Annotated in this window: 26 protein-coding genes; 12 read left to right on the plus strand and 14 right to left on the minus strand. The window is 40.0% G+C overall.

Going from position 1 to position 24,054, the window contains the following annotated elements; all coding sequences use genetic code 11:
- Positions 1-118: 118 nt before the first annotated feature.
- Entirely contained in the window at positions 119-826 is a 708-nt protein-coding gene (locus IM319_RS19975) for a 16S rRNA (uracil(1498)-N(3))-methyltransferase (protein WP_287736680.1), read from the minus strand.
- Between the two features lie 135 nt (positions 827-961).
- Between IM319_RS19975 and IM319_RS19980 the strand changes: the two genes are divergently transcribed.
- The 5 genes from IM319_RS19980 to IM319_RS20000 all read left to right on the plus strand — a co-directional run bounded on the left by IM319_RS19980 (position 962) and on the right by IM319_RS20000 (position 4,460).
- Positions 962-1,342, plus strand: coding sequence for a hypothetical protein (locus IM319_RS19980; protein ID WP_287736681.1), 381 nt, complete (start codon positions 962-964; stop codon positions 1,340-1,342).
- A gap of 101 nt (positions 1,343-1,443) precedes the next feature.
- A complete protein-coding gene (locus IM319_RS19985) occupies positions 1,444-1,716 on the plus strand; it encodes a helicase-related protein (protein ID WP_287736692.1) in 273 nt (90 codons plus the stop codon).
- A gap of 216 nt (positions 1,717-1,932) precedes the next feature.
- Positions 1,933-2,100 carry a hypothetical protein gene (locus IM319_RS19990; protein ID WP_287736682.1) on the plus strand — a complete coding sequence of 56 codons (168 nt, stop codon included), beginning with the start codon at positions 1,933-1,935 and terminating at the stop codon, positions 2,098-2,100.
- A 9-nt stretch (positions 2,101-2,109) separates the two neighbouring features.
- Positions 2,110-4,053 carry an AAA family ATPase gene (locus tag IM319_RS19995; RefSeq protein WP_287736683.1) on the plus strand — a complete coding sequence of 648 codons (1,944 nt, stop codon included), beginning with the start codon at positions 2,110-2,112 and terminating at the stop codon, positions 4,051-4,053.
- The gene (locus IM319_RS20000) at positions 4,053-4,460 is read left to right on the plus strand and encodes a hypothetical protein (protein WP_287736684.1); all 408 of its coding nucleotides are present in this window, start codon (positions 4,053-4,055) and stop codon (positions 4,458-4,460) included. Before IM319_RS19995 ends, IM319_RS20000 begins: the two co-directional genes overlap by 1 nt.
- A gap of 42 nt (positions 4,461-4,502) precedes the next feature.
- Here the strand turns inward: IM319_RS20000 and IM319_RS20005 are convergent, their stop codons facing one another.
- From IM319_RS20005 to IM319_RS20050, 10 genes are all read right to left on the minus strand, one after another.
- Entirely contained in the window at positions 4,503-4,754 is a 252-nt protein-coding gene (locus tag IM319_RS20005; protein ID WP_286825350.1) for a hypothetical protein, read from the minus strand.
- 4 nt (positions 4,755-4,758) lie between these two features.
- Complete coding sequence (locus IM319_RS20010; RefSeq protein WP_287736693.1) at positions 4,759-5,517, minus strand: hypothetical protein; 759 nt, start codon at positions 5,515-5,517, stop codon at positions 4,759-4,761.
- Positions 5,518-5,547: 30 nt separating this feature from the next.
- The gene (locus tag IM319_RS20015; RefSeq protein ID WP_287685083.1) at positions 5,548-5,940 is read right to left on the minus strand and encodes a Mo-dependent nitrogenase C-terminal domain-containing protein; all 393 of its coding nucleotides are present in this window, start codon (positions 5,938-5,940) and stop codon (positions 5,548-5,550) included.
- A gap of 563 nt (positions 5,941-6,503) precedes the next feature.
- The gene (gene argS, locus IM319_RS20020; protein WP_287736685.1) at positions 6,504-8,261 is read right to left on the minus strand and encodes an arginine--tRNA ligase; all 1,758 of its coding nucleotides are present in this window, start codon (positions 8,259-8,261) and stop codon (positions 6,504-6,506) included.
- A gap of 92 nt (positions 8,262-8,353) precedes the next feature.
- The gene (locus IM319_RS20025; protein WP_045361180.1) at positions 8,354-8,740 is read right to left on the minus strand and encodes a type II toxin-antitoxin system VapC family toxin; all 387 of its coding nucleotides are present in this window, start codon (positions 8,738-8,740) and stop codon (positions 8,354-8,356) included.
- Positions 8,740-8,967: a type II toxin-antitoxin system VapB family antitoxin gene (vapB, locus tag IM319_RS20030; protein ID WP_286825355.1), complete on the minus strand. Its 228-nt coding sequence runs from the start codon at positions 8,965-8,967 to the stop codon at positions 8,740-8,742. The genes IM319_RS20025 and vapB overlap by 1 nt, the downstream gene beginning before the upstream one ends.
- Before the next feature lie 41 nt (positions 8,968-9,008).
- On the minus strand, positions 9,009-9,488 hold the full coding sequence (ispF, locus tag IM319_RS20035; protein WP_287684858.1) for a 2-C-methyl-D-erythritol 2,4-cyclodiphosphate synthase: 480 nt from the start codon (positions 9,486-9,488) through the stop codon (positions 9,009-9,011).
- A gap of 241 nt (positions 9,489-9,729) precedes the next feature.
- Entirely contained in the window at positions 9,730-9,891 is a 162-nt protein-coding gene (locus IM319_RS20040) for a hypothetical protein (protein WP_286825358.1), read from the minus strand.
- A 234-nt stretch (positions 9,892-10,125) separates the two neighbouring features.
- Positions 10,126-12,939, minus strand: a complete 2,814-nt coding sequence (gene secA, locus IM319_RS20045; RefSeq protein WP_286825359.1) for a preprotein translocase subunit SecA — start codon at positions 12,937-12,939, stop codon at positions 10,126-10,128.
- A gap of 439 nt (positions 12,940-13,378) precedes the next feature.
- Positions 13,379-16,576: a type ISP restriction/modification enzyme gene (locus tag IM319_RS20050; protein ID WP_287736686.1), complete on the minus strand. Its 3,198-nt coding sequence runs from the start codon at positions 16,574-16,576 to the stop codon at positions 13,379-13,381.
- 178 nt (positions 16,577-16,754) lie between these two features.
- On the opposite strand from IM319_RS20050, the gene IM319_RS20055 reads away from it, so the two are divergent.
- The 5 genes from IM319_RS20055 to IM319_RS20075 all read left to right on the plus strand — a co-directional run bounded on the left by IM319_RS20055 (position 16,755) and on the right by IM319_RS20075 (position 20,126).
- Positions 16,755-17,471, plus strand: a complete 717-nt coding sequence (locus IM319_RS20055; RefSeq protein ID WP_287736687.1) for a DUF433 domain-containing protein — start codon at positions 16,755-16,757, stop codon at positions 17,469-17,471.
- The gene (locus IM319_RS20060) at positions 17,468-17,890 is read left to right on the plus strand and encodes a hypothetical protein (protein ID WP_287736688.1); all 423 of its coding nucleotides are present in this window, start codon (positions 17,468-17,470) and stop codon (positions 17,888-17,890) included. The genes IM319_RS20055 and IM319_RS20060 overlap by 4 nt, the downstream gene beginning before the upstream one ends.
- A 254-nt stretch (positions 17,891-18,144) precedes the next feature.
- Positions 18,145-18,381, plus strand: coding sequence for a 50S ribosomal protein L28 (rpmB, locus tag IM319_RS20065; protein ID WP_002775299.1), 237 nt, complete (start codon positions 18,145-18,147; stop codon positions 18,379-18,381).
- A 144-nt stretch (positions 18,382-18,525) separates the two neighbouring features.
- Complete coding sequence (psaK, locus tag IM319_RS20070) at positions 18,526-18,792, plus strand: photosystem I reaction center subunit PsaK (protein WP_287079330.1); 267 nt, start codon at positions 18,526-18,528, stop codon at positions 18,790-18,792.
- A gap of 197 nt (positions 18,793-18,989) precedes the next feature.
- The gene (locus tag IM319_RS20075; protein WP_287677239.1) at positions 18,990-20,126 is read left to right on the plus strand and encodes an amino acid ABC transporter permease; all 1,137 of its coding nucleotides are present in this window, start codon (positions 18,990-18,992) and stop codon (positions 20,124-20,126) included.
- Positions 20,127-20,155: 29 nt separating this feature from the next.
- Here the strand turns inward: IM319_RS20075 and IM319_RS20080 are convergent, their stop codons facing one another.
- Together IM319_RS20080 and IM319_RS20085 are read right to left on the minus strand one after the other, a co-directional pair.
- Positions 20,156-20,464 (minus strand): hypothetical protein, encoded by a 309-nt coding sequence (locus IM319_RS20080; RefSeq protein WP_002798015.1) that lies wholly within the window; start codon positions 20,462-20,464, stop codon positions 20,156-20,158.
- Positions 20,465-20,522: 58 nt separating this feature from the next.
- Positions 20,523-21,698 (minus strand): DUF4336 domain-containing protein, encoded by a 1,176-nt coding sequence (locus IM319_RS20085; RefSeq protein WP_287736689.1) that lies wholly within the window; start codon positions 21,696-21,698, stop codon positions 20,523-20,525.
- 58 nt (positions 21,699-21,756) lie between these two features.
- On the opposite strand from IM319_RS20085, the gene IM319_RS20090 reads away from it, so the two are divergent.
- Both IM319_RS20090 and IM319_RS22795 read left to right on the plus strand, forming a co-directional pair.
- Complete coding sequence (locus IM319_RS20090; protein ID WP_287736690.1) at positions 21,757-23,022, plus strand: YcjF family protein; 1,266 nt, start codon at positions 21,757-21,759, stop codon at positions 23,020-23,022.
- A gap of 159 nt (positions 23,023-23,181) precedes the next feature.
- Positions 23,182-23,367: a BrnT family toxin gene (locus IM319_RS22795; RefSeq protein WP_287684874.1), complete on the plus strand. Its 186-nt coding sequence runs from the start codon at positions 23,182-23,184 to the stop codon at positions 23,365-23,367.
- A gap of 76 nt (positions 23,368-23,443) precedes the next feature.
- Here IM319_RS22795 and cdd read toward each other — a convergent pair whose 3' ends face one another.
- Positions 23,444-23,845 carry a cytidine deaminase gene (gene cdd / locus IM319_RS20100; RefSeq protein ID WP_287736691.1) on the minus strand — a complete coding sequence of 134 codons (402 nt, stop codon included), beginning with the start codon at positions 23,843-23,845 and terminating at the stop codon, positions 23,444-23,446.
- Positions 23,846-24,054: the final 209 nt, after the last annotated feature.

Genomic DNA, 24,054 nt, shown 5'->3' on the forward strand with positions numbered 1-24,054 from the left:
GGTCAACTACCTAATTTTCAGGGAAAAAGTACCTGAATTTTCCCCCTGATCACTCCCATGCCTGGTACTTTTTGATTGACAAAAAGTCTAAAAGTCTTACCCAACAAGGTTTTTAGATTTATTCAGCAGACCCTAAATAGGCGTTAATGATAGCGAGAGCCACTAAGGGAGCGGTAATTGTTCTCAAAATCCGTTTTCCCAGTGATACAGGTAGAAAATCAGCAGCGATCGCTTGTTCTATTTCTGCCTCCGTCCATCCCCCTTCCGGTCCGATGGCAATGGTTATCTCGGTTGATGTTTGCAATTGAGAAAGTAGCGGGTCCACTGTTCTACGGGTAACACCAATATAACAAGTTGTCCCTGGGTTAGCTCCCTGGTTAAGGATGGCTAAAAATGGTTGTGGTTCTTCGATAATAGGAATAATCTGTCTTTCTGATTGTTCTACAGCTTCCCGGGCAATTTTTCGCCAACGGTCGATTTTTTGAGGACTAGGATTAACTAAACTGCGTTCTGTCAGCAGGGGAATAATCCGATAAACTCCTAATTCGGTGGCAGCGCGAACGATATCATCAAAGCCATTTTTGGGAATTGCTACCATTAAATTCACTTGTACTGGTAGTTCGGTGGTTTCGTTTATCGCTTCTAAAAGATAGGCCGAATTATCAATTATTTCTGCTAACCACGCTTGTCCTTGTCCATTTAGGGCAATAAAACGGTCATGGGATTTTAAACGAACAACTTTTTTAAGATAATGACTTTGTTCGGACGTTAAGGCAATTAACCCGTTTTCTAGGGTATTAAAATCGAGAAGAAGACGGTAATACAAGGCGGTTTATTCTATATTGCTATTGTGGTCAGGATCACTGTCAACTATCTATTTTAGCTTTTATGGTATTTTTGTATAAGGTTGAGAGTAGATTGACTGAAAACCTTGATCATTAACAAATATGGGAATTGATGAATGAATTTACTAGGCATCGTTTTATACTCTTTTATGGGAGTGCTGTTATTGGGGTTAGCTGTAGTTATCTGGTGGTTAGTCGATACCGTATCTTTATCTAGCACTCAAGCGAAAAGCTCTACTTCTAAAAATAATCGTCAAAAGTTGCCAACCAGTCAGAATCAACAAAGATCTACTTCTAAAAATAATCGTCAAAAGTTGCCAACCAGTCAGAATCAACTTTTCTACCTAGAAAGAGAACTTTTAACCCTCGTGAATGGAGATAAAGCTTTAGCGACTCGATTGCTTTTAAATATTAGATTGAGAAATCCCCAACGCAGTAAAAGCTGGTGTTATGAAAAAGTCATTTATGATTTAAAACGAGATCGAGGAGGAATTTAAATTGCCACTACAACAATTAAAATTATTAGAAGAATATCACAGTAATTAACATAATGTCATTGACAAATTTTATCTACCTTGTTTAGATTAGTACCCGATTGGTGCGTCAGGTAAAAAGAGTCGCCCGCTATAGTTACTTAGACAGCGATCGAGTTATGTTATTATCACAGTTATCTTCGGGAAATCTTGACGCATTAGTGGCAGTAAAATGTCTCGATGAGGTAGTTGATATCCCACAAGTCAGTCAGGGAATTATCCTCGCTGCCGACAGTTATCCCCGTCAATTTATTCAACGTCGCAGCAGAATTATCCCAGCAGCCGGTGGACAAGAAAAAAGCAACTTTAATCGATGTCTTTCCCCCTGGGGACGATAGTGAGGTAAAATTAATTGCATCGGAGATCAAAAGAGTTATTGATTTTGCCGGGGCAGCCAGCAATCAAGCTGCAGTTATCAACAAATTAGTCCAAGCATTAAGTTACTATGGCCTTACCTACTCAGGTCTGTTATAAAATTTCTCATCATCAAGGTATCTCTTGGCAAATAAGAATTAAGACTTGACAATCCCCACTCCCCAACCCACAGAAAATTTATGGACATAACTGCTAAAATTCAAGAACTGGCACAAAAATATGATATACCTCCCCAACTGCTAAAGGAAGCCATGGCTTTAGAAGTAGCAAAAATTACTCTAAAAAATCGGCGGCTATCACCTAAAATTGTCAAACTTATCGAAAAATATACCGACTCCCCACAATAAATAAACTCTATGACTTTGAGACTGAAACAAATTCGCTTAACTAATTGGAAATGTTACCCTAGTCAAAATATTACTTTTAACCTGCATCCCGACAGAAAAATTCAGATTATCTTCGGTAATAATGGCCACGGTAAAACTTCTCTGATGACGGCGATTTTATGGTGTCTCTATGGGGTAGATATTGTATCTAAAGAGACTCTGAAAACCTATTTTTATCGAGGTAAGGGAGATTCTTCACCGGCAATAGAAATGCGGGTAGAATTAAATTTTATTAAAAACGAGAAAAATTACTTTATCAGTCGCACAGCGAAATTAAAAGGTAATGGTAGCACTTTTTATCCCAGCGTAGAGGAAGCATTATTTTATGAAGATGGAACCATGAAAGGAAGTAACTCTAGGGAATATATCGAAGCATTACTTCCCAAGTCAATTCGAGATTTTTTCTGTTTTGATGGCTTAAAAATCGAACAATATACCCAGATAACTCAAACTAAAGAAGCAAAAGAAGCAATTGAAAAAGTTTTGGGTATCCCTGAATTAAGAAATCTGCGCGATGATACAGAAAAAGCCTTACAAGAATTAGAAAACCGTCTTAATAAGGCAGAAGGAACCAGTCAAGTTTTTAGGAATAAAATGCAACAGATGCGAGAATTAGAAGAAGACATTGATCTTAAAAAAGGTCAGCTTAAAAATGCCAGAAATAGCGAAAAAGATGCTATAATTATCTACCAAGACGCTCAAGAAAAAGCCGCTCAGATTGAAAGTTTACGAGAAAAATTAGAGGGAATTCATAACTTAGAGAAAAAGCGTATCGGTTTACAAACTCAGTTAAATAACCAGCAAAAGTCTATTGATTCTTGGTTAAAAAAAGCTTCGATACCTTTGCTGATTAACTTTGTACAGGAAATGGTCGATGATTTGCAAGTTACTAGCTTAAAAAGCACTTATAAAACTAATTCTACAGTAATTTTAAAAGCAATACTTGACGATGAAAGCTGTCTATGTGGTCGTTGTTTAGATAAAAATTCTCGGAACTTTATCCTTCAACAAATTGCCGAACTAGAGTCCTTAGAAGTGGACAACGCTACCAGAATAGAAAAAGACCAAATTAGAATTGATTTACAGGGAATTATGCGAGATAATGCTAAATTTAGCAACTATAGTCAATTACTTTTACAAAGAGATCGTTTAGAAGAAGAAATCGAAGAAATTAATCAACATATTAGACAGCTAAAACAGGAAACCACGGGAATGGATCAAGACTCGGTGAGGGAGATTTGGCGAAAAGTTGACGAATCGGAACGAAAAGTTAAGGTGATTGAAGAAAGTGTCGAACGCTTGCAAAAGGAAATTGAAATCAAAGAAAAGCAATTAGAAAATTTACGCAAAGAAGTGGAAATTTTAGCTAGTGAAAATCAGACCACATTGATGTTATCTAATCAGGTTAAAATGGCCAGAGGTTTAAAAAATGCCACTAACGAATTAATCGAATGGCATATCGATAATTCCCAAAAAATGATTAATCAAGCAACCAGCGATCGCTATTTACAAGTAACCAACAAACCGGAGGAATATAGAGGAGTAGAAATCACTCCCGAATACACTTTAGGAATCCGTACCATCACAGGAAAATTATTACATCCCGATGTCTTAAGTGCGGGAGAAAAGGAAGCTTTAGCTTTTGCTTTTATAACCGGTTTAAATCAAATAACCGATACTTGTGTTCCCCTAATTATGGATACACCTTTCGGTCATTTAGACGAAGAACATCAAAAAAATATTATTAACTCTCTCCCTAATTTAAACTCCCAAGTAATTATTTTAGCCACGGATCGCGATCTTCCCGATCCACTTTTAAATCTGCTGCATCCCCACACTACTGATATTTTAAAAATACACCGTTTAGCTGCCGATGAAGATGCTTCCGTGATTGAAGTGATGGAGAGTCACTAATGCAAAGAATCGATCCCAGTTTGAAGATTTATGCCTCGGAAACTTCCAGAAATTATCTACAGATACTAAAAGATAATAAAACTTTTGAGCGCATGGTAGATGCTTATTTATTCGCCGCTGCTTTTGCCATTAGAGAAGACTTCAGTATCTACGGAATAACCTTAAATAATCGACAGGATTTAATTACTATTAGCCAAATCGATCCAGAAGTTATTTTAGCTTTAACCGCAGGAATTTATATTATCTGTAAAAAGAATTCCTATCCTCAACCCAGCGATGGCAAAGAAGTTTTAGATAAGATCTGTCAATACGCAGAAGTGGGATTAAGGGAATTAAAAGAACGCTGGCAAGGCAAAGTCAGCCATCAAATTCAAGCTGATATTGAAAGAATTATCAATAATCTCTGAAATTCTCGGCATCTAACTATCTTTTTTAGGGATAACGTCAAATTACATTCTTTCCACACTGCCAAAAAAGACGGGTTCCACGCGAATAGCAATGATACTAGCCGGACGTAAAACCATATATTCCCCTTGGATATTTCTGATCGGAACATTGATAAAATCCTGGGAATCGGCTTTCGGAACTAATTCGTTGCTGTACCACTTTTGAAATTCTTGGATAGTCAAAAAACGGACTTCCTCGCGATGTCCACTGCTTAAGAACAAATGTACGGCGTACTCGTCAGCTTTTCTACTCATTTTTTTAACTAATCAGATTGAATTTTTGTAATAAAGTTGCCATTAAAGGCGGAAAAGTGAGACGCAATTCGCTAAGATCCGAGAAAATTAATTTTTGGTAGCTTGGCAGGTCAAAAGCTAGTTTACCCTTTAATTCCGCTCGATTTTGATAGGTTAGCAGAATTTGTCCGCCCTGTTTACAAGCGATCGCATAACCTAATTCTACACCCACTAGGGGACTGGGCAGTAATTCCGTTTCCTTTTGGCTAATCGCCGTAGCATCGGCAATAAATAATAAACTTTTGCGAATTTTGCGTAATTGACTATCACTCAATCTAGTGACATTGCCCTCAGTTCGGGGCGTTTCTTCGATGGTTAAGGGCAAACGGGAGCGTTTATTGAGATTTTCGACGGTTTCGGTCAAAATTGTTTTTAAAGCGGTGCTAGAGTCCTTAAATTGGCTTTGGGAGCTAAAATAAATGACGGGATCCAACCAAGTGCTGAGGTCCTGTTTAGTAAAGTAAATTTCTTGGGAAATCAGGTCAATATTCGAGATGACGTAACCGCCACTACCTTCGAGGTAAAATTCCACCCTTTCCCCTTCTAGATAGCGTTGGAACCAGACAGAACCCTGTATCGTCAGACTATCATCGAGAAAATCGGCCCTTAAACCCGATTTTAAGAGACTATTGCGACTTAAGCGCAAGTCGTGGGGACGTTTGACAACCTCGCGGATAGGTTCGTATTTGTCCAGATACCAAGCTTTCAGAGCGATGATGGCCATAGGTGTGGCGATTAAAGACACTCACCCATTCTAGCAGTAAGCACCGATATCCTCTCCACATTCATCGGCTAGGTAAGAAAGAGCGCGAAATCTTAACATCATTAGGTTTTCGTAGAGGGGATTTAGCTTGCAAAGGGGCGGAATCTCTAGAATTGTCCGACTAAATAGGGTAATTTTCCGCGCAAAGGGACATTGAGCCGGAATTAGACGACAAATCTGATGGGCTAGTGCAGGCGTATTAATCTCTAGGCGATCAATTCGTTGCCGCAGGGGTTGCCATAAATCCCATTTTGGTTGCGGTGACGGGTTTTTCCGATTGCCTTTCGACCAAGGGGCAATCCAATTAGACAAAATTATTTTATTTGTGGTATAATCTGATACATCAGCATTGGTCATGGCTTTACCTTCTATTGATTGACTCATAAGGTTCTATCTGAGATTACGAGAGGGCGAACAATCTTTCCCGAAAATCCTCTAGGACGTTCAGACATTTGACCGCTTTAACAATAACATCTCTGGGATAACGGATGTGGCTTATCGCACCAGCAGCCCAGATGCGGGAGTAGCATTCTAGCGATGACGAGACAGAATTATCTCGCCGAATGATAGGAGTGAACTAGACAGAATCTATTGAAAGCGAATAGGCAACAGAGGACAATAGATAACGTCACGAGTGAGTTTATCTAGATTAATCTCTAAGCTTCGTCCAAAGATATTGGCTCTGATTAGAGCTATTTCTAGGTTAGCAAAAACTCAGGTTTTTTCACGTCAGCATAGTACATTTTTTCGGGGTATAAAATAGCACCCGCTTTTGTCAAAGATACGCAATCCAACGGGTGGGGTGTGGGGTGTGGGGTGTAGGGTGTAGGGTGTGGGGTGTGGGAATTATGAATTTTTCAGTGAACAGTAAACAGTAAACAGTGAACTGATAACTGATAACTGATAACTGATAACTGATAACTGATAACTGATAACTGATAACTGATTTACATTCTTTCCAAAACGGAGATTCCTAGGAGAGATAGGCCTAATTTTAGGGTTCTTGCCGTCAAATCACACAAAACTAAACGAGAGGTTTTAATCGGTTCTTCCGCTTTGAGTACAGGGCAACTTTCGTAGAAACGATTATACTTTTTACTGAGTTCGTAAAGATAATCACATAAACGATTGGGTAATAAATCCTCTTCCACGGTGCTAATTACTTGCGGAAGTTGCAGTAATTGTTTAGCCAGAATTAATTCGCTTTCATCCTTGAGAATTAGCGGTGAATTGGCACTTAAATCCTGAAAATTAATACCACCTTCGCGACTGATACTCTGGACTCTAGCGTAAGCGTACAGCATATAGGGGGCGGTGTTGCCTTGCAGATTGAGCATTTTGTCGTAACTGAAAACGTAGTTACTATTGCGATTTTGGCTGAGATCGGCGTATTTAACGGCACTTAATCCGACAGTTTTGGCAGTCTTAGCGATAAAATCGCCGGTTTCTTCTCTTTCCTCGCTTGCCAGTCTTTTTTCTAAGTCAGCTAGGGAACAGGCGATCGCTTGATCGAGTAATTCTTGTAATTTTACCGTCTCCCCGGAACGAGTTTTTAATTTTTTACCATTTTCCCCTAAAACTAATCCAAAAGCGACGTGAACCACTGCCACATTATCGGGTAAAAATCCCGCTTTTTTAGCCACCTGAAATACTTGGGCAAAATGGTTAGCTTGTCCAGCATCGGTGACATAAATTATTCTTTCAGCTTTATCTTGCCGGACTCGATAACAAATTGCCGCTAAATCGGTGGTAGCGTAATTATAACCGCCGTCGGATTTCTTGACAATTAGGGGCAAAGGATCGCCCTCTTTGTTGGTAAAACCATCGAGAAAGACACATAAAGCACCGTTGTCTTCTGTTAGCAATCCCTGTTGATCTAATTCTCTGATTACTGCCTCAAGGTAAGGATTATAAAAAGATTCACCTCTTTCGGTCAGTTTTATATCGAGAATATCATAGATTTTCTGAAATTCCCGCCGTGATTGTTGACAAAGTAACTGCCATGCTTGACGACTTTGAGGATCACCCGACTGTAATCTTACTACCGCTTGACGGGCAGTTTCTTTAAATTTTTCGTCTTCATCAAAACGAATTTTTGCCTTTTTATAAAAGCTAACTAAATCCCCTAAATCGAGGGCATCTGCTTGGGTTAAAGCGCTAGGATAAGCTTCTTGTAGATAGGTGATTAACATCCCGAATTGAGTACCCCAATCCCCGACGTGATTAAGACGAATTACTTGATGATGACGAAATTCCAAAATCCGGGCAATACAATCACCAATTATAGTTGATCGCAAGTGACCAACGTGCATTTCTTTGGCAATATTGGGACTGGAAAAATCGACAATAATTTTTTGACTGGGGTTAGCAGCGGCAACTCCTAAACGGTTGTCGGTAATTAGGTCTTTTAATTGGGTTTCTAGATAACCGGGTTTAAGGGTAAGATTGATAAAACCGGGTCCGGCAATTTCGGGGGTTTGACAGAGATCATCTATCTCTAGATTTTTTAGTAAAGTTGCCGCCACTTCCCGCGGTTTTTGTTTTAATTCTTTGGCTAAAGAGAGGGAAATATTACATTGATAATCGCCAAAACGGGGGTTACTAGCGGCCACAATTAGAGGATCGGTATCAGCGAAGTTTTCCCCAAAGGATTTAACTAGGGATTGGGAAAAGCGTTCTTTTATTTGTTGGATAATGGCAGTCATAGAGAGAATTTGGGAATGAATGTTAGAAATCTATGGGTAATTAGGAAATTTATTTTGCTCTCATCTTGAATAGAATTGATCCGAACGGGGCATTACGTCCATTTTCTTGGTACATTATAAGCATCAAATTTAGTATCTTTACTAATTAGAATTAGCGATCTGTTTAGAGATTGAGCAATTAGCATTCTATCAAATGGATCACGGTGATGCAAGGGTAAAGTACAAATTTTTAGAGTATCAGAAAATGATATAGACAGTAAGGTTATATCTGATGCTTCTAGTTTAGTTTCAATGGTTTCATAACTTTTTTGTAGGGCTAACTTACCTAAATTTAACTTAATCGCAATTTCCCAGAGACTAACAATACTGACATAAACTTCAGGAGCAAAATCAATTTCCTCCCGAAGATTATTAGGCAAGTTAGGATCGTTTTCAGTTAACCAGATGAAAGTATGGGTGTCCAGAAGAAAAGATGTCATCACATATATTCCTGAAAATCTTCCAAAGACTGATCAAAGTCATCGGACAAAGGCAAGGTAAATGTACCTTGTAAAATTCCTGAACGACGTTTCCTAAGAGAAGATTTCTCTATAATAACATCTGATTGATAATTGGCCATCAAATATTCAGCATAGTGAAGCAGCTCTATTTTTAATAACTCTGGCATTGCTTCGACAGTTTCTAATATTTTTGTGTCTATATTCATAGGTTTGGGATATTTAATCTGAGCGAATTCTTACTAATTACTTATTCCTTAACCAATAAAACCACGGCATAAACTGCGATACCTTCTTCTCGTCCTACCGGTCCCAATTGTTCGTTAGTAGTGGCTTTAATTCCCACCTGTTCCGGATTAATCTTGAGAGTTTCTGCTAACTTGGTTCGCATCGCACTAAGGTGGGATTTCATTTTCGGTTTTTCGGCGACAATTACCGAATCAATATTATTAATCTGCCAACCTTTATCGATAATTAATTGATTAACTTGTTCTAATAATTTTAAACTATTCGCCCCTTGCCATTGCGGGTCTGTGGGGGGAAAATAATGACCGATATCGCCTAAACTAAGCGCCCCCAGCATGGCATCCATGATAGCGTGGGTTAAGACATCGGCATCACTATGACCCAATAAACCGACAGTATGGGCAATTTCTACTCCTCCTAAAATTAAAGGTCTTCCTGTCACCAATCGGTGGATATCGTAGCCGTTACCAATACGAATATTCATAGAGCAGTCCTCTTGGAGTTATATTAATTATCTTATCGCAAAAGGGAACGGGAACCGGGGAAATATTTTCCCTGACTTGTCCTTATTAGCTAATTAGCTAGGAAGGATGAACTATTCTGCTGAAGTTTTTCCCAATACAATGAAAGCTTATACTAAATTGATTTTTGATAGTATCATTAACTGCCAGTCCAACTTTAAAAACCCACTTCCCACTTGCCACTCTATACTTGTTAGATAAGATTTAGTATAGCTCGATCGCTGTTAAAATTGCGGTAGAATCGGGAGAGTAACTCCGAGTTTTTTCTTGGGGATAATCTCCTAACTTCTGACTATCCACTGCCAATTCCCGCAAAGGATAGCCATTTATTCTATCAGATTGAGAAGATATTAAGCATGATAACACTTGTGATTATGTTTTTCGCTGCCTTGCTGGCAGCTGCCGATTTTACTTACCAAGTTTTGATTCATTTTCCCGTACAAATCCTCAATTTTTTGGGGTCGTTGCTGTCCTATGGAGTGATTGGACTGATAATTTTCGTCCTAGTGTGGATTGTGGGTGACTGATTTCTTGGGGTAAAAAAATGAGAGAATTAGCCTTAGCCAATTCTCCCCAATTTAAGCCAACTTTTAGTTTTTACTATTCACTAGCCACTGCTTGGGGTTGTCCTTGCGGTTGGAATTGGAACAGGGAATAAACCACGTTACGACGGATATCAATCATCATTTCTAAAAACATCTCGTAGCCTTCCTGTTTATACTCAATTAGGGGGTCTTTTTGACCGTAACCGCGTAAACCAATCGACTCGCGTAAAGCTTCCATAGCTTGCAGGTGTTCGCGCCATAACATATCGATTTGTTGCAGGATAAAATAACGTTCGGCATCGCGCATTAAACCGGGGCGAATACTATCAACTTGACGTTCTTTAATTTCGTAAGCTTTGCGAACTTCTTCGTGGAGGAACATCTTGATATCATTAACACTCATATCCTCGATATCTTTAGCGGTAATATCTGCCAAGAGATAGACAAATTCCTGAGATTTACTAATCAGTTTTTCTAAATCCCATTCTTCCGCCGGCAGTTCGGGATTAATATAAGCCATGACGATTTCATCCATGGTTTTTTCGGCGTATTGCAGCACCTGTTCTTTTAAGTCCATCCCCTCCAAAACCCGACGACGTTCGGCATAAATAGCGCGCCGTTGATTATTCATCACCTCGTCGTATTCAAACACCTGTTTCCGGGCATCATAATAGAAGGTTTCCACTTTTCTTTGCGCTCCTTCCAAGGAACGAGTCAACATTCCCGATTCAATGGGCATATCTTCTTCCACCCGGAAGGCATCCATTAAACCCGCCACGCGGTCGCCCCCAAAAATCCGCAATAAATTGTCTTCTAGGCTTAAAAAGAAGCGTGTGGAACCGGGGTCGCCCTGTCTGCCCGCTCTGCCTCGCAATTGGTTGTCAATACGGCGGGATTCGTGGCGTTCCGTCCCGATAACGTGCAGTCCGCCTCTTTCTACTACCTCATCGTGTTCTTTACCTGTGTAATCTTCATAACTTTTGCGAATTAATTTATAGACTTCCCGTAACTTTTGAATAACCTGGTCATCCGTGGGAGCTTTTTCGGCCGCAATAGCGATTTTTTCTTCTACTTCTAATTCCGGTAAACTTTGAGTTCCGTGGGTATCAACGGCAAATTTAACCGCTTCTTTCAGGGTATTTTCTACCTCTTTCGGTAACTCAGTGGGAAAAATTTCCGCCGAGGCGCGCCAGTTTTTTTTCTTTTTACCCGGAGCGAATCCTTGCGGTCGATTTCGTTCTCCTAAACTGGGTAAACTAAAAGCCAAATTGTCATCTTCGGGCATAACTAATTTCGGCATTAAATACTCGCGAATTTTCAATCGGGCCATATAGTCGGAGTTACCACCGAGGATGATATCGGTTCCCCGTCCTGCCATGTTAGTGGCAATTGTCACAGCGCCGGCCCGGCCTGCTTGGGCGACGATTTCCGATTCCCTTTCCACGTTTTCTGGACGAGCATTAAGCAAGTTATGGGGAATCTTTCTTCCCTGTAATAAAAGCGAAAGCACTTCCGATTTTTCTACACTGGTAGTACCGACTAAAACCGGGCGGCCTTCTTCGTGCATTTGTTGACATTCTTCGGCGACGGCGTTCCATTTTGCCTGTTCATTTTTATAGACCACATCGGCTAAATCTTGCCGACGAGAAACGCGGTTAGTCGGGATAATTGTTACTTGCAGGTTATAGACTTTTTCTAGTTCCGTTTCTTCAGTTTTGGCCGTCCCGGTCATGCCGGATAATTTCGGATAGAGTAAGAAAAAGTTTTGATAGGTAATCGTGGCTAAGGTTTGGGTTTCCTGTTGAATTTCTACCCCTTCCTTAGCTTCCACTGCCTGATGTAAACCATCGCCCCAACGTCGCCCCGGTAATACCCGTCCCGTGAACTCATCAACAATAACAATTTCACCACTGCGGACGATATAGTTAACGTCTTTTTTCTGGAGTTCTTTGGCACGAATAGCGTTAGAAATATAGTGCGCCCAGGGATTTTCTTGGTCGTATAAATCGGTAACTTCTAATAGTTCTTCCGCTTTTTTAAAGCCTTCATCGGTCATTAAAACGTTACGGTCTTTTTCGTTAACTTCGTAGTCTCCCGGTCCGTCTTCTACTTCTTGGCGCACTAATTGCTTGGCGATTTCGGCAGCGAGAATATATTTTTCTGTGGGCCGATCGATCGCTCCTGATATAATTAATGGAGTTCTCGCTTCATCGATAAGAATGGAGTCCACTTCGTCGATAACGCAGTAGTTAAAGGGTCTTTGGACAACTTCCCCCATCACTGTAGCCATGTTATCGCGCAGATAATCAAAGCCGAGTTCGCTGTTAGTGGTGTAGGTGATGTCACAGGCATAATTTTTCTTTCTTTCTTCCGGACTCATACCGGCTTGAATTAGTCCCACACTTAACCCTAAAAAGCGATGTACCTGCCCCATCCATTCCGCGTCACGACGGGCGAGATAATCGTTAACGGTGACGACGTGAACCCCTTTTCCGGTCAATCCATTCAAATAAGCGGGGAGAGTGGCAACTAGGGTTTTTCCTTCCCCGGTTTTCATCTCGGCGATTTGTCCTTTGTGCAGTACCATTCCCCCCAATAACTGTACGTCAAAGTGACGCATCCCTAAGACTCGGATGCCCGCTTCCCGGACAATGGCGAAAGCTTCGGGGAGGATTTCCTCGAGAATCTCCTCTCTTTGCTCATAATTTCTCGCTTTGTCCAATCTTTCCTTAAATTCGCTGGTTTTGCTCCTTAATTCGTCATCGGATAGGTTTTTAATATCTTCTTCCAGCAGGTTGATTTCGGTGACGAGGGGCTGAAATTTTTTAATTTTGCGGGCGTTGGGGTCTCCGAGTAGGGCTTTTAACATAGCAGTTTTGATTCTCTCGCTTCGATTGGCTCTTGGTCTGTGGTGTTAACAATTGTATCACTCTCGTTGGGAGTGGAGAGTCATTTATCGGTGAAAAGATAAGGGTGTATCTCGTTTTTATAAATCTGCTGAGTGGGGATTTTTAAAGGGAAACTGTCTTCTAAAATTGGTCATTACTTCCAGTTTTATCACTCAATCCAAGCTTTTGGGGGGTTCTACCCCCCAAACCCCCCGTTGGGTGCGTGGCGCCGCCCCCAAGCCCCCCGCGCATTAGTTTTTCGGTGGGATGCTTACAGACAGCTGCTGATATATCTGTGATAATTTAAGAGTCACTGATAATTGCTGGTTGTCGGTATTTCTGCAAATGTGAGATACACCCAAAGATAAGAGGAAGGGCAGCCGTGGGCAAAAATTAGGTTAATGTTCTCTCAAGCGTCGGTTAACTAAAGGGGAAACCACCATATTTATTAATAATTATATCTATAGTTTCCATAATTGCGATCGATTCTCCCAAAATGGAGATAATTTGTTGATAATGTTCTAAGTCATCGTAGCTAAGGTGGCGACCTTTGCGGTCTTTTAGCCACTTCTGACACACTTGATAACCGCCGATATAAAAGTTCCAAATTTGCGGCGGAATCCCCGCAAAATACTGGTCAGAATTAATCGAAATTTGTTGTTTATTTTCGTCATATTTCACCTGTTCCACTAGATTAGAACCCGCCACGGGATAGCTACTAATTTCTTTTCCTGTCCCTTTCATGAGGTGTAACTGCACTAATCTGTCACCTTTTTTGACTAATTCCCAGAATAATTCTTTATCACTGGTTAGGGGAACACGAGGAAAGTCTATTTTTAAAAATTCGGCGTAACGTTGGCGATATTGGGGAGAGTGAAAGACGGCATAAATATAGTTAAAAATGTCTTCCGGTCCAAAGGTTTTCTTTTCGTCTCCTTTGCCATCACTGATAAATTCTAAGCCAAGCTTTGCGGAAAGTTCCTTAATAAATTCTGGTGCTAGATTGGGACGGCGACCATTTGGCGAGTTGGTTGGTTCTGTGTCAAATAAAGTTGGGGTATTGGTTGGGTAAAGATAAAGGGGGAAAACATTGGCATTATCTAGCGATGAAATAATACATTTGTCTGTAATTGTATTAGTGACAAAGAAATTAGCCGCTATTTGATTTCTTGGTCTTCTTAAAGTAGTCAAAGCAAGATTATAACCTTGAATTAAGTGAGTCATGACTTCATTTCTGGGCATACAATGAAATCCTTTAGATCTACCTGTATAGTAAGTAAATCTGTTATCAAATGGACGATAATTAATCAAAGAAATATTTGATTGAGAATGATCAAATATTTTAATATCTTTTTGTGCTGAATCTATTTTCCAATCTCTTGAGTCTTCATCTAAACAAAAAAATGATCTAGCTTCTTCTACTGGTAGTGAAATAAACTTATTGACAATTGAGTAAATATCTTCTTTCGTAAATTGAATAGTTAAATCATCTCTTGCAGTATATAAACCAACCGAATTAACAGGTATAAGATTAGACAAATTAGGATATTTTTCATATTCTTCTTGCAGATTTTTGTTATTTTTAGTAAACAGATAGAATTCATGTCTAGGCTCTATATCTAACCATCCAGTTGAACTAATATCATTTTCATCTAACCAATGATACTTACCCCCAACTAACTCCCTATTCTCTTTAACCTCTCTAACACCCCACAAATCAGCATGATAAACCTTCGCTAAATCTTGCTGACTATCTTGATACTTGATAAAAAATGCAATCGCTACACCTTGCTGAATATCAAACACATTTTGATCGGGTGAACCATCGGGACAAACTTCTTTTTTCTTGCTATTCCCATGTAAATCTAAAACATAAATCTCATCAAAAGTCTGCATCAAATTTTGACGCATTCCCCGAAAAGTTGGGTTATCTAAATAACCATGATTTGTAATTAACGCCACAACTCCATAACCAGTTTCCGCTACCCGATACTGAGCAAAGCGAATAAACTTCACATAATCATCTAATAAACCTTTGGGGTTTCTCTCTCCCAATGGTTTCCCATCTAATTGATAATAATCCTTAACCAAATTCACAATCCAAGGATCAGTATTCATCGACTGATAGGAATAGGGTGGATTGCCTAAAATCACCATGACTGGCATTTCTTGCTTAACATCTTTTGCCGCGGCTGCTTCATCGCGAATACGATTTAAAAAACCGTCAGCAGGGGGAATTTGAAAAGCTTCCTGTAGGGTGTTAGTGAGATAGATTCCTAAGCGTTCATCGGCACTAAAATCATAGCCTAATTCCTGAAGTTGTAAACCTAACTTCATGTGTGCTACGGTGTAGGGAGCCATCAGTAACTCAAACCCAAAGAGACGCGGTAATAGATGCTGACTCACATAACTAGACCACATCCCTTTCTGTTGACGAAAACTCTCATAGATATAATCGATAACAGAGTGCAAAAAAGTACCGGTTCCCACAGCAGGATCCAGAATTAAAACTTGGTGAACTTCCTGAGTTTCTTGGCTATTATTAGGATTTTTAATAGTAATTTTTTTGGCATCGGCCAAACCTTTAGGAATCTGAAACTTATTTTTCAGAATATAGTCCACACTGCGAACCATGTAAGAAACCACGGGTTCAGGAGTATAATAAACCCCCCTAGACTCACGCATTTTACTATCGTATTCGGCTAAAAAAGTCTCATAAAAGTGAACTACAGGGTCCTCCTTGCGGGTGCGTTTTCCAAAGCTGCCCAGAATCCCCTCCATGTCTGTTTGTTGTAAAATAGTGGCTAGAGTATCCACGGCCCAAGTAATCCGCTCATCTAATTCTGTACCAGCAATTTGATGAAAAATTCCCCGCAAAAAAGGGTTAGTTTTTGGCAGTCGAAATCCTGCCGTTTCCCGGGAAAAAGAACTGATTTGATCCGTATTACAGCGCGCAGCAAATAAACCATAACAAATTGTTTGTGCATACATATCGGCAAACTGCGCTTCGTTGAGATCACTAATTAAAACTCGTTGAAAAGATTGCAATTGTTGCCGCAGCATTCCCCCGCAATCTTGATCTTTTAAAGCTTGTGCGATCGCATCCCGAATTAACTGCGCTAAAGCGGCCATTTTTTTCGCTAATTCTCGCGGTGTTGTTATCTGAATAACTTTCGAGAGAAAAAATTGACAGAACATTTGTTCTACTTGCAAAATACCCTGGGAATCAGGTTTAATTTGCTTTTTTTGATTAAGAGTTGCCACGGAAGCTGATAGACGCAATTCTCCCGATACATACCAACGAAATTCTAAATGATCGGTGATAATTAAGTTACCCAAAGCCTGTAAATAACGTTTTATTTGGGGAGTATTTTCAACCTTTTTGAGAGAAGTTCCGATATCTTTTGCTTCCAGATGACCAATTTCTACCATACCCTGATTAATCACAAAATCCGGAGCGCCACAAGCAATCCTTTTCGGTTCATTGAGAGCTTGTAGGTTATTATTTAGGGATTCAATTAATTTTTTTAAAGCAGGACGATAACTGTGTTCTGTGGCGTTACCCTGTTGATAAATGCCAGTGATTTCCTCTAGATATTTTGGCAGTGAATTAGTCATTATCGGTGCAGCCTATAAACGTTCTTCTATAGATAAAATATAACCTCATTTGCTTTCAATGTCCCCTGAGATGCGCTCATTCTACTTTATCCCTATCCTCAAGGATACCAAAATTAGCTAAAATGAGATAATCGATAGGCGATAATCTCATCCCAACAACTTCACCAAAATATTAACGATGGTCAAAGTGTCATCTCCCTTATCTCTAGAGCATCTCTATCATGTTCCCACCTATACTATAGCCGATACTGCGCGCTATCTCCATATTCCTTTACCCACTCTGAGAACCTGGGTAAAGGGACGCACCTACCCCACCAAAAAAGGACAAAAAGAGTTTTTACCCCTCATTCAACGGCCTAATCCGAATATTCCCCAACTTTCCTTTACTAACTTAGTGGAAGCGCACGTTTTAAGAGTCATTCACACCGTTCATAACATCCCTCTCGATAAAGTTAGACTTACCCTAGACTATATTAGTGAACAATTTAACACCGATCATCCTCTAGTTCAAAAACAATTTAGTACCGATGTAATTGACCTTTTTATCGAACAATTTGAACATTTAATTAATGCCTCCCGTTCGGGACAATTAGCGATGAAACAAGTCTTAAATAATCTCTTAACTCGTATTGAATGGGATGAACAAGATATCGCCACAAGGCTTTTTCCCACTATCAACCTAAAGGGGGAAGACTTCACTGATAAAGTCCTCATGATAGACCCGAATATTTCCTTCGGAAAACCCACTATCAAAGGAACAGGAATTCCCACTAAAATTGTCACAGAACTTTATGATGCGGGGGACTCTATAGAAGATATTGCCAATGATTATAATTGTCAACCTTGGCAAATTGAAAAAGCGATTTTATTCGAGTCCAATTGCCAAGCAGTATGACCTATCAATACACCTATTTTATAGACCGCGCTTTAGGAAAGTCTATCGGTGAAGCTTTGCAAAAAATAGGGGTTAAGATTGAATTTCATCATGCTCATTTTGCCCCAGATGCACCAGATACGCAGTGGCTACCTATTGTTAGTCAAAGAGGATGGATAGTATTAACTAAAGATGTAAACATTGGTAGAAATATTTTAGAAGTTCAACAGATAGCCCGTTATCATGCTCAAGTATTTGTTCTAGTTTCTGGTAACTTACCTCGTCAAACAATGGTTAATATTTTTGTGGAAACAATCGATAAAATCGAGAGAATAACCCAAGGTAATCAAGCTCCTTTTATCGCAAAAATATACCAAAATTGTCAAGTTAAATTGTGGAAAAATAAAAATGAATTAACCAGAATGCTAGAAACTATTTAAAACTTATTAAAATAGTTTCTATTCAGTAACAAATTACAACTAAATTTGTTGACAATATTCTCACCATTACCTTTGATGCAATTGTCGAAATTGTCTGAGCAGTGAACCAGTTTAATCAACTTCTTAATCCCCCCACTTGCTGTTAAATTTATCTCCGTTCACTTCACCCAGGGGGAAGGGGGGACTTCTGGCGAGATTTGAGTTAAACTAGAAAGGTTGACTATTGACAAACATCGATCGCACAGGAGTAAATTATGTCTAGAGTCTGTACTATGACGGGGAAAAAGGCCAATAACGCCTATGCGGTGTCCCACTCCCACCGTCGCACCAAAAAATTACAAGAAGCTAACCTACAATGGAAAAGAGTCTGGTGGTCGGAAGGCAACCGTTGGGTAAAACTACGCATCTCCACCAAAGCTATCAAAACCATTGAAAAGAAAGGATTAGCCGTCTTCGCTAAAGAAGTAGGCTTAAACTTAAATTTGTACTAAGCGAGTAGTTCAGAAGTGAAGACGAATCGGCCGTATCGTTGACTCCTGTGCTTTTGATTATTAAGTATTGCAACAGGGAGTGATGTGGGGTGAAAACTACCTTTAAGATTAAAAACTTAAAACGACCTGTTCAGGAGAATTTCAATGTATTCAACCCTATTAATGGCCGCTACCGCCGTGCAAGGTTCCAACGAATGGAGTCCCAAAGTGGCGATTGTCATGATTATCTGCAATATTCTCGCTATTGCTTTCGGTAAAGCGACTATTCAACAACAAAATGTCGGTCCTGCTTTACCTTCCCCCGCTTTATTCGGTGGTATGGGATTAGGCGCTTTACTAGGTACTACCAGTTTTGGTCATGTCCTCGGCGCCGGTGTTATCCTCGGTCTCTCCCGTCTCGGAGTTATCTAAATATTTGTTGATTTTCTCAATCGGTGGCCAAAAGTCACCGATTTCTTTTGTGACAAATTCTGGACTATATAAGTAGGTAGGTGTTAAAAATTGTCTGATCCCCCCGCCTATCGGCACCCCCCTTATCAAGGGTGGCAGGGGGGATCAGAGGCAAAATCTATTTTCTATTTAATTAGAACCACTTACTTATAATAAATATGACTTTACCTCAAAAAAATTCTTTTTGGTACGATGATCGATTTCAGAAGATTTTTCTACAGGTAATTATCCTGCTAATTGTCTGCCTAATTTTCTGGTTTTTTGGCCACAATTTAGTGATTAATTTCCAACGCTTACGCTTAAGTTTTGGCTTTGGCTTTCTCTTTGATCCTGACCGACCAGCTTCTTTTGCGATTGGTGACTCTCCTATTCCCTACAGTCCCACCGATACCTATTTTCGCGCTCTTTTGGTGGGATTAGTTAATTCCCTCCGCATTATGATTACTGGCATATTTTTGGCGATTAGTCTGGGAATAGTCATCGGGTTAGGTCGCTTGTCGGATAATTGGTTAATTCGTCAGTTGGCAACAATTTATGTGGAAACTATTCGCAATACTCCTCTATTATTACAATTATTTTTCTGGTATTTTGCGGTATTTCTGAAACTGCCGAAGATTGAGGACTCTCTAGAGTTCTTTGGCAGGGTATTTTTAAATAACTCAGGAGTATATTTACCTTTCCCCGCTAATAGTTTCAGGACATGGTTAGCCTTAGCTATCATTGCTTTAGGAATAATTTTCTCAGTATTTTTATATCTAAAAAATAAACTTAGTTTATGTCTAACTAGCCTACTAATCCTAGTTATATTTCCTCTAATCTGGGGTTTACAATGGCAAAGTCCCCAAGTTAATCCTATTAATCAAAATATTGACTTTGGTTTACATCTTTCTTCTGAGTTTGCCACCCTCTTAATCGGTTTAACTGTTTATACAGCTGCCTTTATCGCGGAAACAGTACGGGGGGGAATTCAATCGGTTAATCGGGGACAATGGGAAGCAGCTAAAGCCTTGGGATTAAAACCTTTATTAGTGATGAGATTAGTGATTTTTCCCCAAGCTTTGCCAGTGATTATTCCTCCTTTAACTAATGAATGTTTAAACCTGGTTAAAAACTCTAGTTTAGCGATCGCTATCGGTTATAATGATATTTATGCTATCTCTAGTACCATCGCTAATCAGACAGGAAAAGCTGTAGAAATGTTAATAGTAGTTATGGCAACCTATTTATTCTTTAATCTGGTGATTTCCTTGACTATGAATCAATTAAACAAACGGGTAAAAATTCAGGAAAGATAGTAACACACCAGAATTGAGCGATAAAGTAACTAATGAGCATTAGCAGAATATAAAGCGGTGATAATTGCTGTCACCGCAGGACTAAGACTAGATAAAACTACCACAGAAGCGGTGGCAATGATGATAGTAGTAGCCATTCTCACCATACCGTCTGTACCTTTTTGATAGGCATCAAATTTATAATCTATGCGATCAATTTTTTGTCCTATTTCATCTCGCCACTTACTGAATGCGTCCTGTGATTGGCTGAATTTTTCTTGCAAATCACTAACTTCATCACTTAATTGAATCAACGCCGCTCTGATGTCATCATTACTGGGATTTTCGGGAATTTGCATGACCTTGATTAGCAATAAACTAACAACCGCATACATTATAGCAGTTCTTAGCCATAAATTACAATTTTTTATCGGGAGGAGGAGTCAATCGCCAGCGCACTAAAAAACTATCAATACTTTCTAAACATTCCAAGTCATCTTTAGGTAAATAAGAATCTTTTAACAAGAAAGAAAAAGCCTGTTTAAACTCTTGACTATCAGCTTGAATCGGACTAGCAAAATGACAAGGAATAACCTGTTTAATCGGCCATTGGCAAATTCTATCAACCCATTGACTAACCTCGTCAGTAGTGCGATTAAGAATCAAAGTTTGCAAAATGGGTGCTACTATTAACCTCCCCTCTCGACGCAAATTTAAAAAAGTCCTTTGCCAATCATCACCCCATTGAAAAGGGAATAAACCAAAATAGGCTTTTTTACTCTTTTCCTTAGCAGTAAAAGCATCTCGAAAAACCTTAATCCAATTGGGAACAGCTAAAACCGGAGGTTGAAAATAAAGAGCAAAAAGACAAATTCTCTGCCAACCCCGACGGCGATTTTCTGGGGTATTCTCCACCAAATCCTTAGCACTATTTTTAGCGTGAAACAGGAGAGGATAGGGGTCTAATTCTAAAATAGCCGGAGGATTTTCTGGGATAGAAATAATTCCATCGGTCAGCAGCAGAGTTTGAGAGTAGTGATGAAAAAAAGCCACTTCCGAGAAGTATCCCACATTCAGATCAATTGCGGGTAAAACTTCATAACTAAAATCCTTTCCTAAAGGAGTGGTTGCCGAGTCAGCCGGTAAAATTTCTGTTCGTTTTGCCGGTAAACCCAACCAACTCAAAGGTAAATTAAGAGGAAAACTCCATTGATTAGGAGCAACATAAACTATAGCCTTAGGAAAATAACGGGCAAAAGGACCGACAAAAACCTTATGTTCAATCCCAGAAATCGTCGGCAAAATAATATATTTAACTTCCCCGTGTTGACTTTCCAACTCACGCATTAAGCGAATACATTCAGGAGTCGGGGCCACTGGTGCATAAACAAATAAACCCCCAGATGCTAACTTAATTACCGTCATGCGAATCGGCACGACCACATAAAAAATACCCTGCAATTGCTCAAATGTCCAGAGCGTATCTTTCACCACTTCTTGGCGAATTGTCCGTCTTTGACCGTAGGGATAAAGTGGTACAATTGGCCAAAAAGGCCATGATAAATCTTGCGGACTAATTGCGGCTTTTGTCATCGTCTGATTCTATCGCTGAAAATCTCTATTTTAGTTATCATAAACCCTTCTAATCCCCATGACTAATAAACTGCCCATTGATTCTTTGGTCAATACTTGGAATAGTCTCACGGGGGAAGTGATGAAAAGACTCCCCATCGACCAGTTGACTAATACTGTTCTCCAGTGGTTTAGTGTTAGTGACAGTCAAGTGGCGGAAATTTTAGAAAAAGTCCGTCAAGAATTACCCACCACCGAGGCGCTGTTAATCGGCAAACCCCAAACGGGAAAAAGTTCGATTATTCGGGGGATAACGGGAGTTTCGGCGGAAATCGTCGGGCAGGGTTTCCGTCCCCACACCCAAAACACCCAGCGCTACACCTACCCCGCGGAAGACTTACCCCTGTTGATTTTTACCGATACGGTGGGGTTAGGGGATGCCTATCAACACACAGACACGGTAATCGCGGAATTATTAGCAGATTTAGCCGAAAATACGGGATGCGCCCAGGTTTTTATCGTGACGGTAAAAATTAATGATTTTGCCACCGATAGCCTCCTGGAAATTACCAAACAACTGCGGCAAAAATACCCTAAAATACCCTGTTTACTGGCTGTCACCTGCCTTCATCAGCTTTATCCTCCTAATACCGCCGATCATCCCCCTTATCCTCCCGATTTCGAGGATATCAATCGCGCCTATCAAGAAATTAAAGAAACTTTTAAGGATTTATATGATAATTCTGTGCTAATCGATTTCACCCTAGAGGAAGACGGTTACAACCCTGTTTTTTACGGTTTAGAGGCATTTAGAGACAATTTAGCCGATTTATTGCCAAAAGCCGAGGCTAACACCATCCACCAACTTTTAGATCGGGAAACCAGCAATAAATTAGGCAATCTCTATCGGGACGTGGCCCGACGCTATATGTTAGCCTTTTCCGTCATAGCGGCGACCTTGGCGGCGATTCCCTTACCCTTAGCGACTATGCCCGTGTTAACCGCCCTACAAGTGTCAATGGTGGGGGTTTTAGGCAAATTATACGGTCAAGTCTTAACCCCATCCCAAGCCGGTGGAGTCGTCAGTGCGATCGCTGGCGGCTTTTTGGCCCAGGCCATCGGTCGGGAATTGGTGAAATTTATCCCCGGTTTTGGCAGTGTCATCGCCGCTTCTTGGTCTGCTGCCTATACCTGGGCCCTAGGAGAGGGCGCTTGTGTCTATTTTGGCGATTTAATGGGGGGTAAAAAACCCGATCCTAAGAGGATTCAAAGGGTGATGAAAGAGGCTTTTTCTGCTGCCCAAGAAAGATTTAAAAATGTCGCTACCGGAGGAGATAAAATGTAGTTATTAGCCACTTAAGTGTTGGATATGAAGCAACATCACTGGAAATTTACTTGGGCTTATGAACCTGAAGAATGGCTCAATACAGTTGAATATATCCCGTTCAAGTAATAGACAAAACATATCAAAAATGTGCCATCAGTTTCAGTGAGTAGTCGTATAATGGCTTTATGCAGTTTGACTGGAATAAAAATTCTATCAAAGCACGAAGTCTCATTTGAGTCGGCAAAAACTGTTTTTGATGATCCTCTCTATGTTGAATTCTACGATCCAGAGCATTTAGAAGGAGTTGATATTATGTTAGTTAAAGGAATTAAAAAAGGTAAAATTATTGAGTTATTAGAGTAAGTTTATTTTCCTGATAATGAAGATGTATTAGTAGAAATTAGAGAGGTTAATGATTTTTGGTCAGCTTTGCCCACAGTTAAAAATGAAAGGAAAAAGGCAGTAAATCCGAGAGATGAAAACGATAATTTTGCTGATTTCCACAGATAATAATCTCTGCTTGCGGCGCTAATTCGGCTATCCATTGACGACAGGCTCCGCAGGGAGTTAACTGACTAATATCATCCTTCCCATCGATACAGGCTATAGCGATCGCCCGTACTTCTCGATCGCCCGCTGCGATTATTTGCGCTAAAGTTGCCCTTTCCGCGCACAAACTCAAGCCATAACTAGCGTTCTCTACATTAGTACCAGCATAAATCTTTTTATTTGTCAAGACCGCTGCCCCCACCCGAAAACGGGAATAGGGAGAATAGGAAAGTTTCGCCACTTCCCGAGCAGTGTCACAGAGTTGTTGTCTTTCTTGTTCAGATAGGGTCATCGGCTGCAGATAGCAGGGAGAAGGGAGAAGGGAGAAGGGAGAAGGGAGAAAAAAGCCCAATCCTGACTCCTAAATAGGGTCTGCTGAATAAATCTAAAAACCTTGTTGGGTAAGACTTTTAGACTTTTTGTCAATCAAAAAGTACCAGGCATGGGAGTGATCAGGGGGAAAATTCAGGTACTTTTTCCCTGAAAATTAGGTAGTTGACC

Source organism: Microcystis sp. M113S1 (assembly GCF_020246945.1).
In the GTDB taxonomy this organism is placed as follows: domain Bacteria; phylum Cyanobacteriota; class Cyanobacteriia; order Cyanobacteriales; family Microcystaceae; genus Microcystis.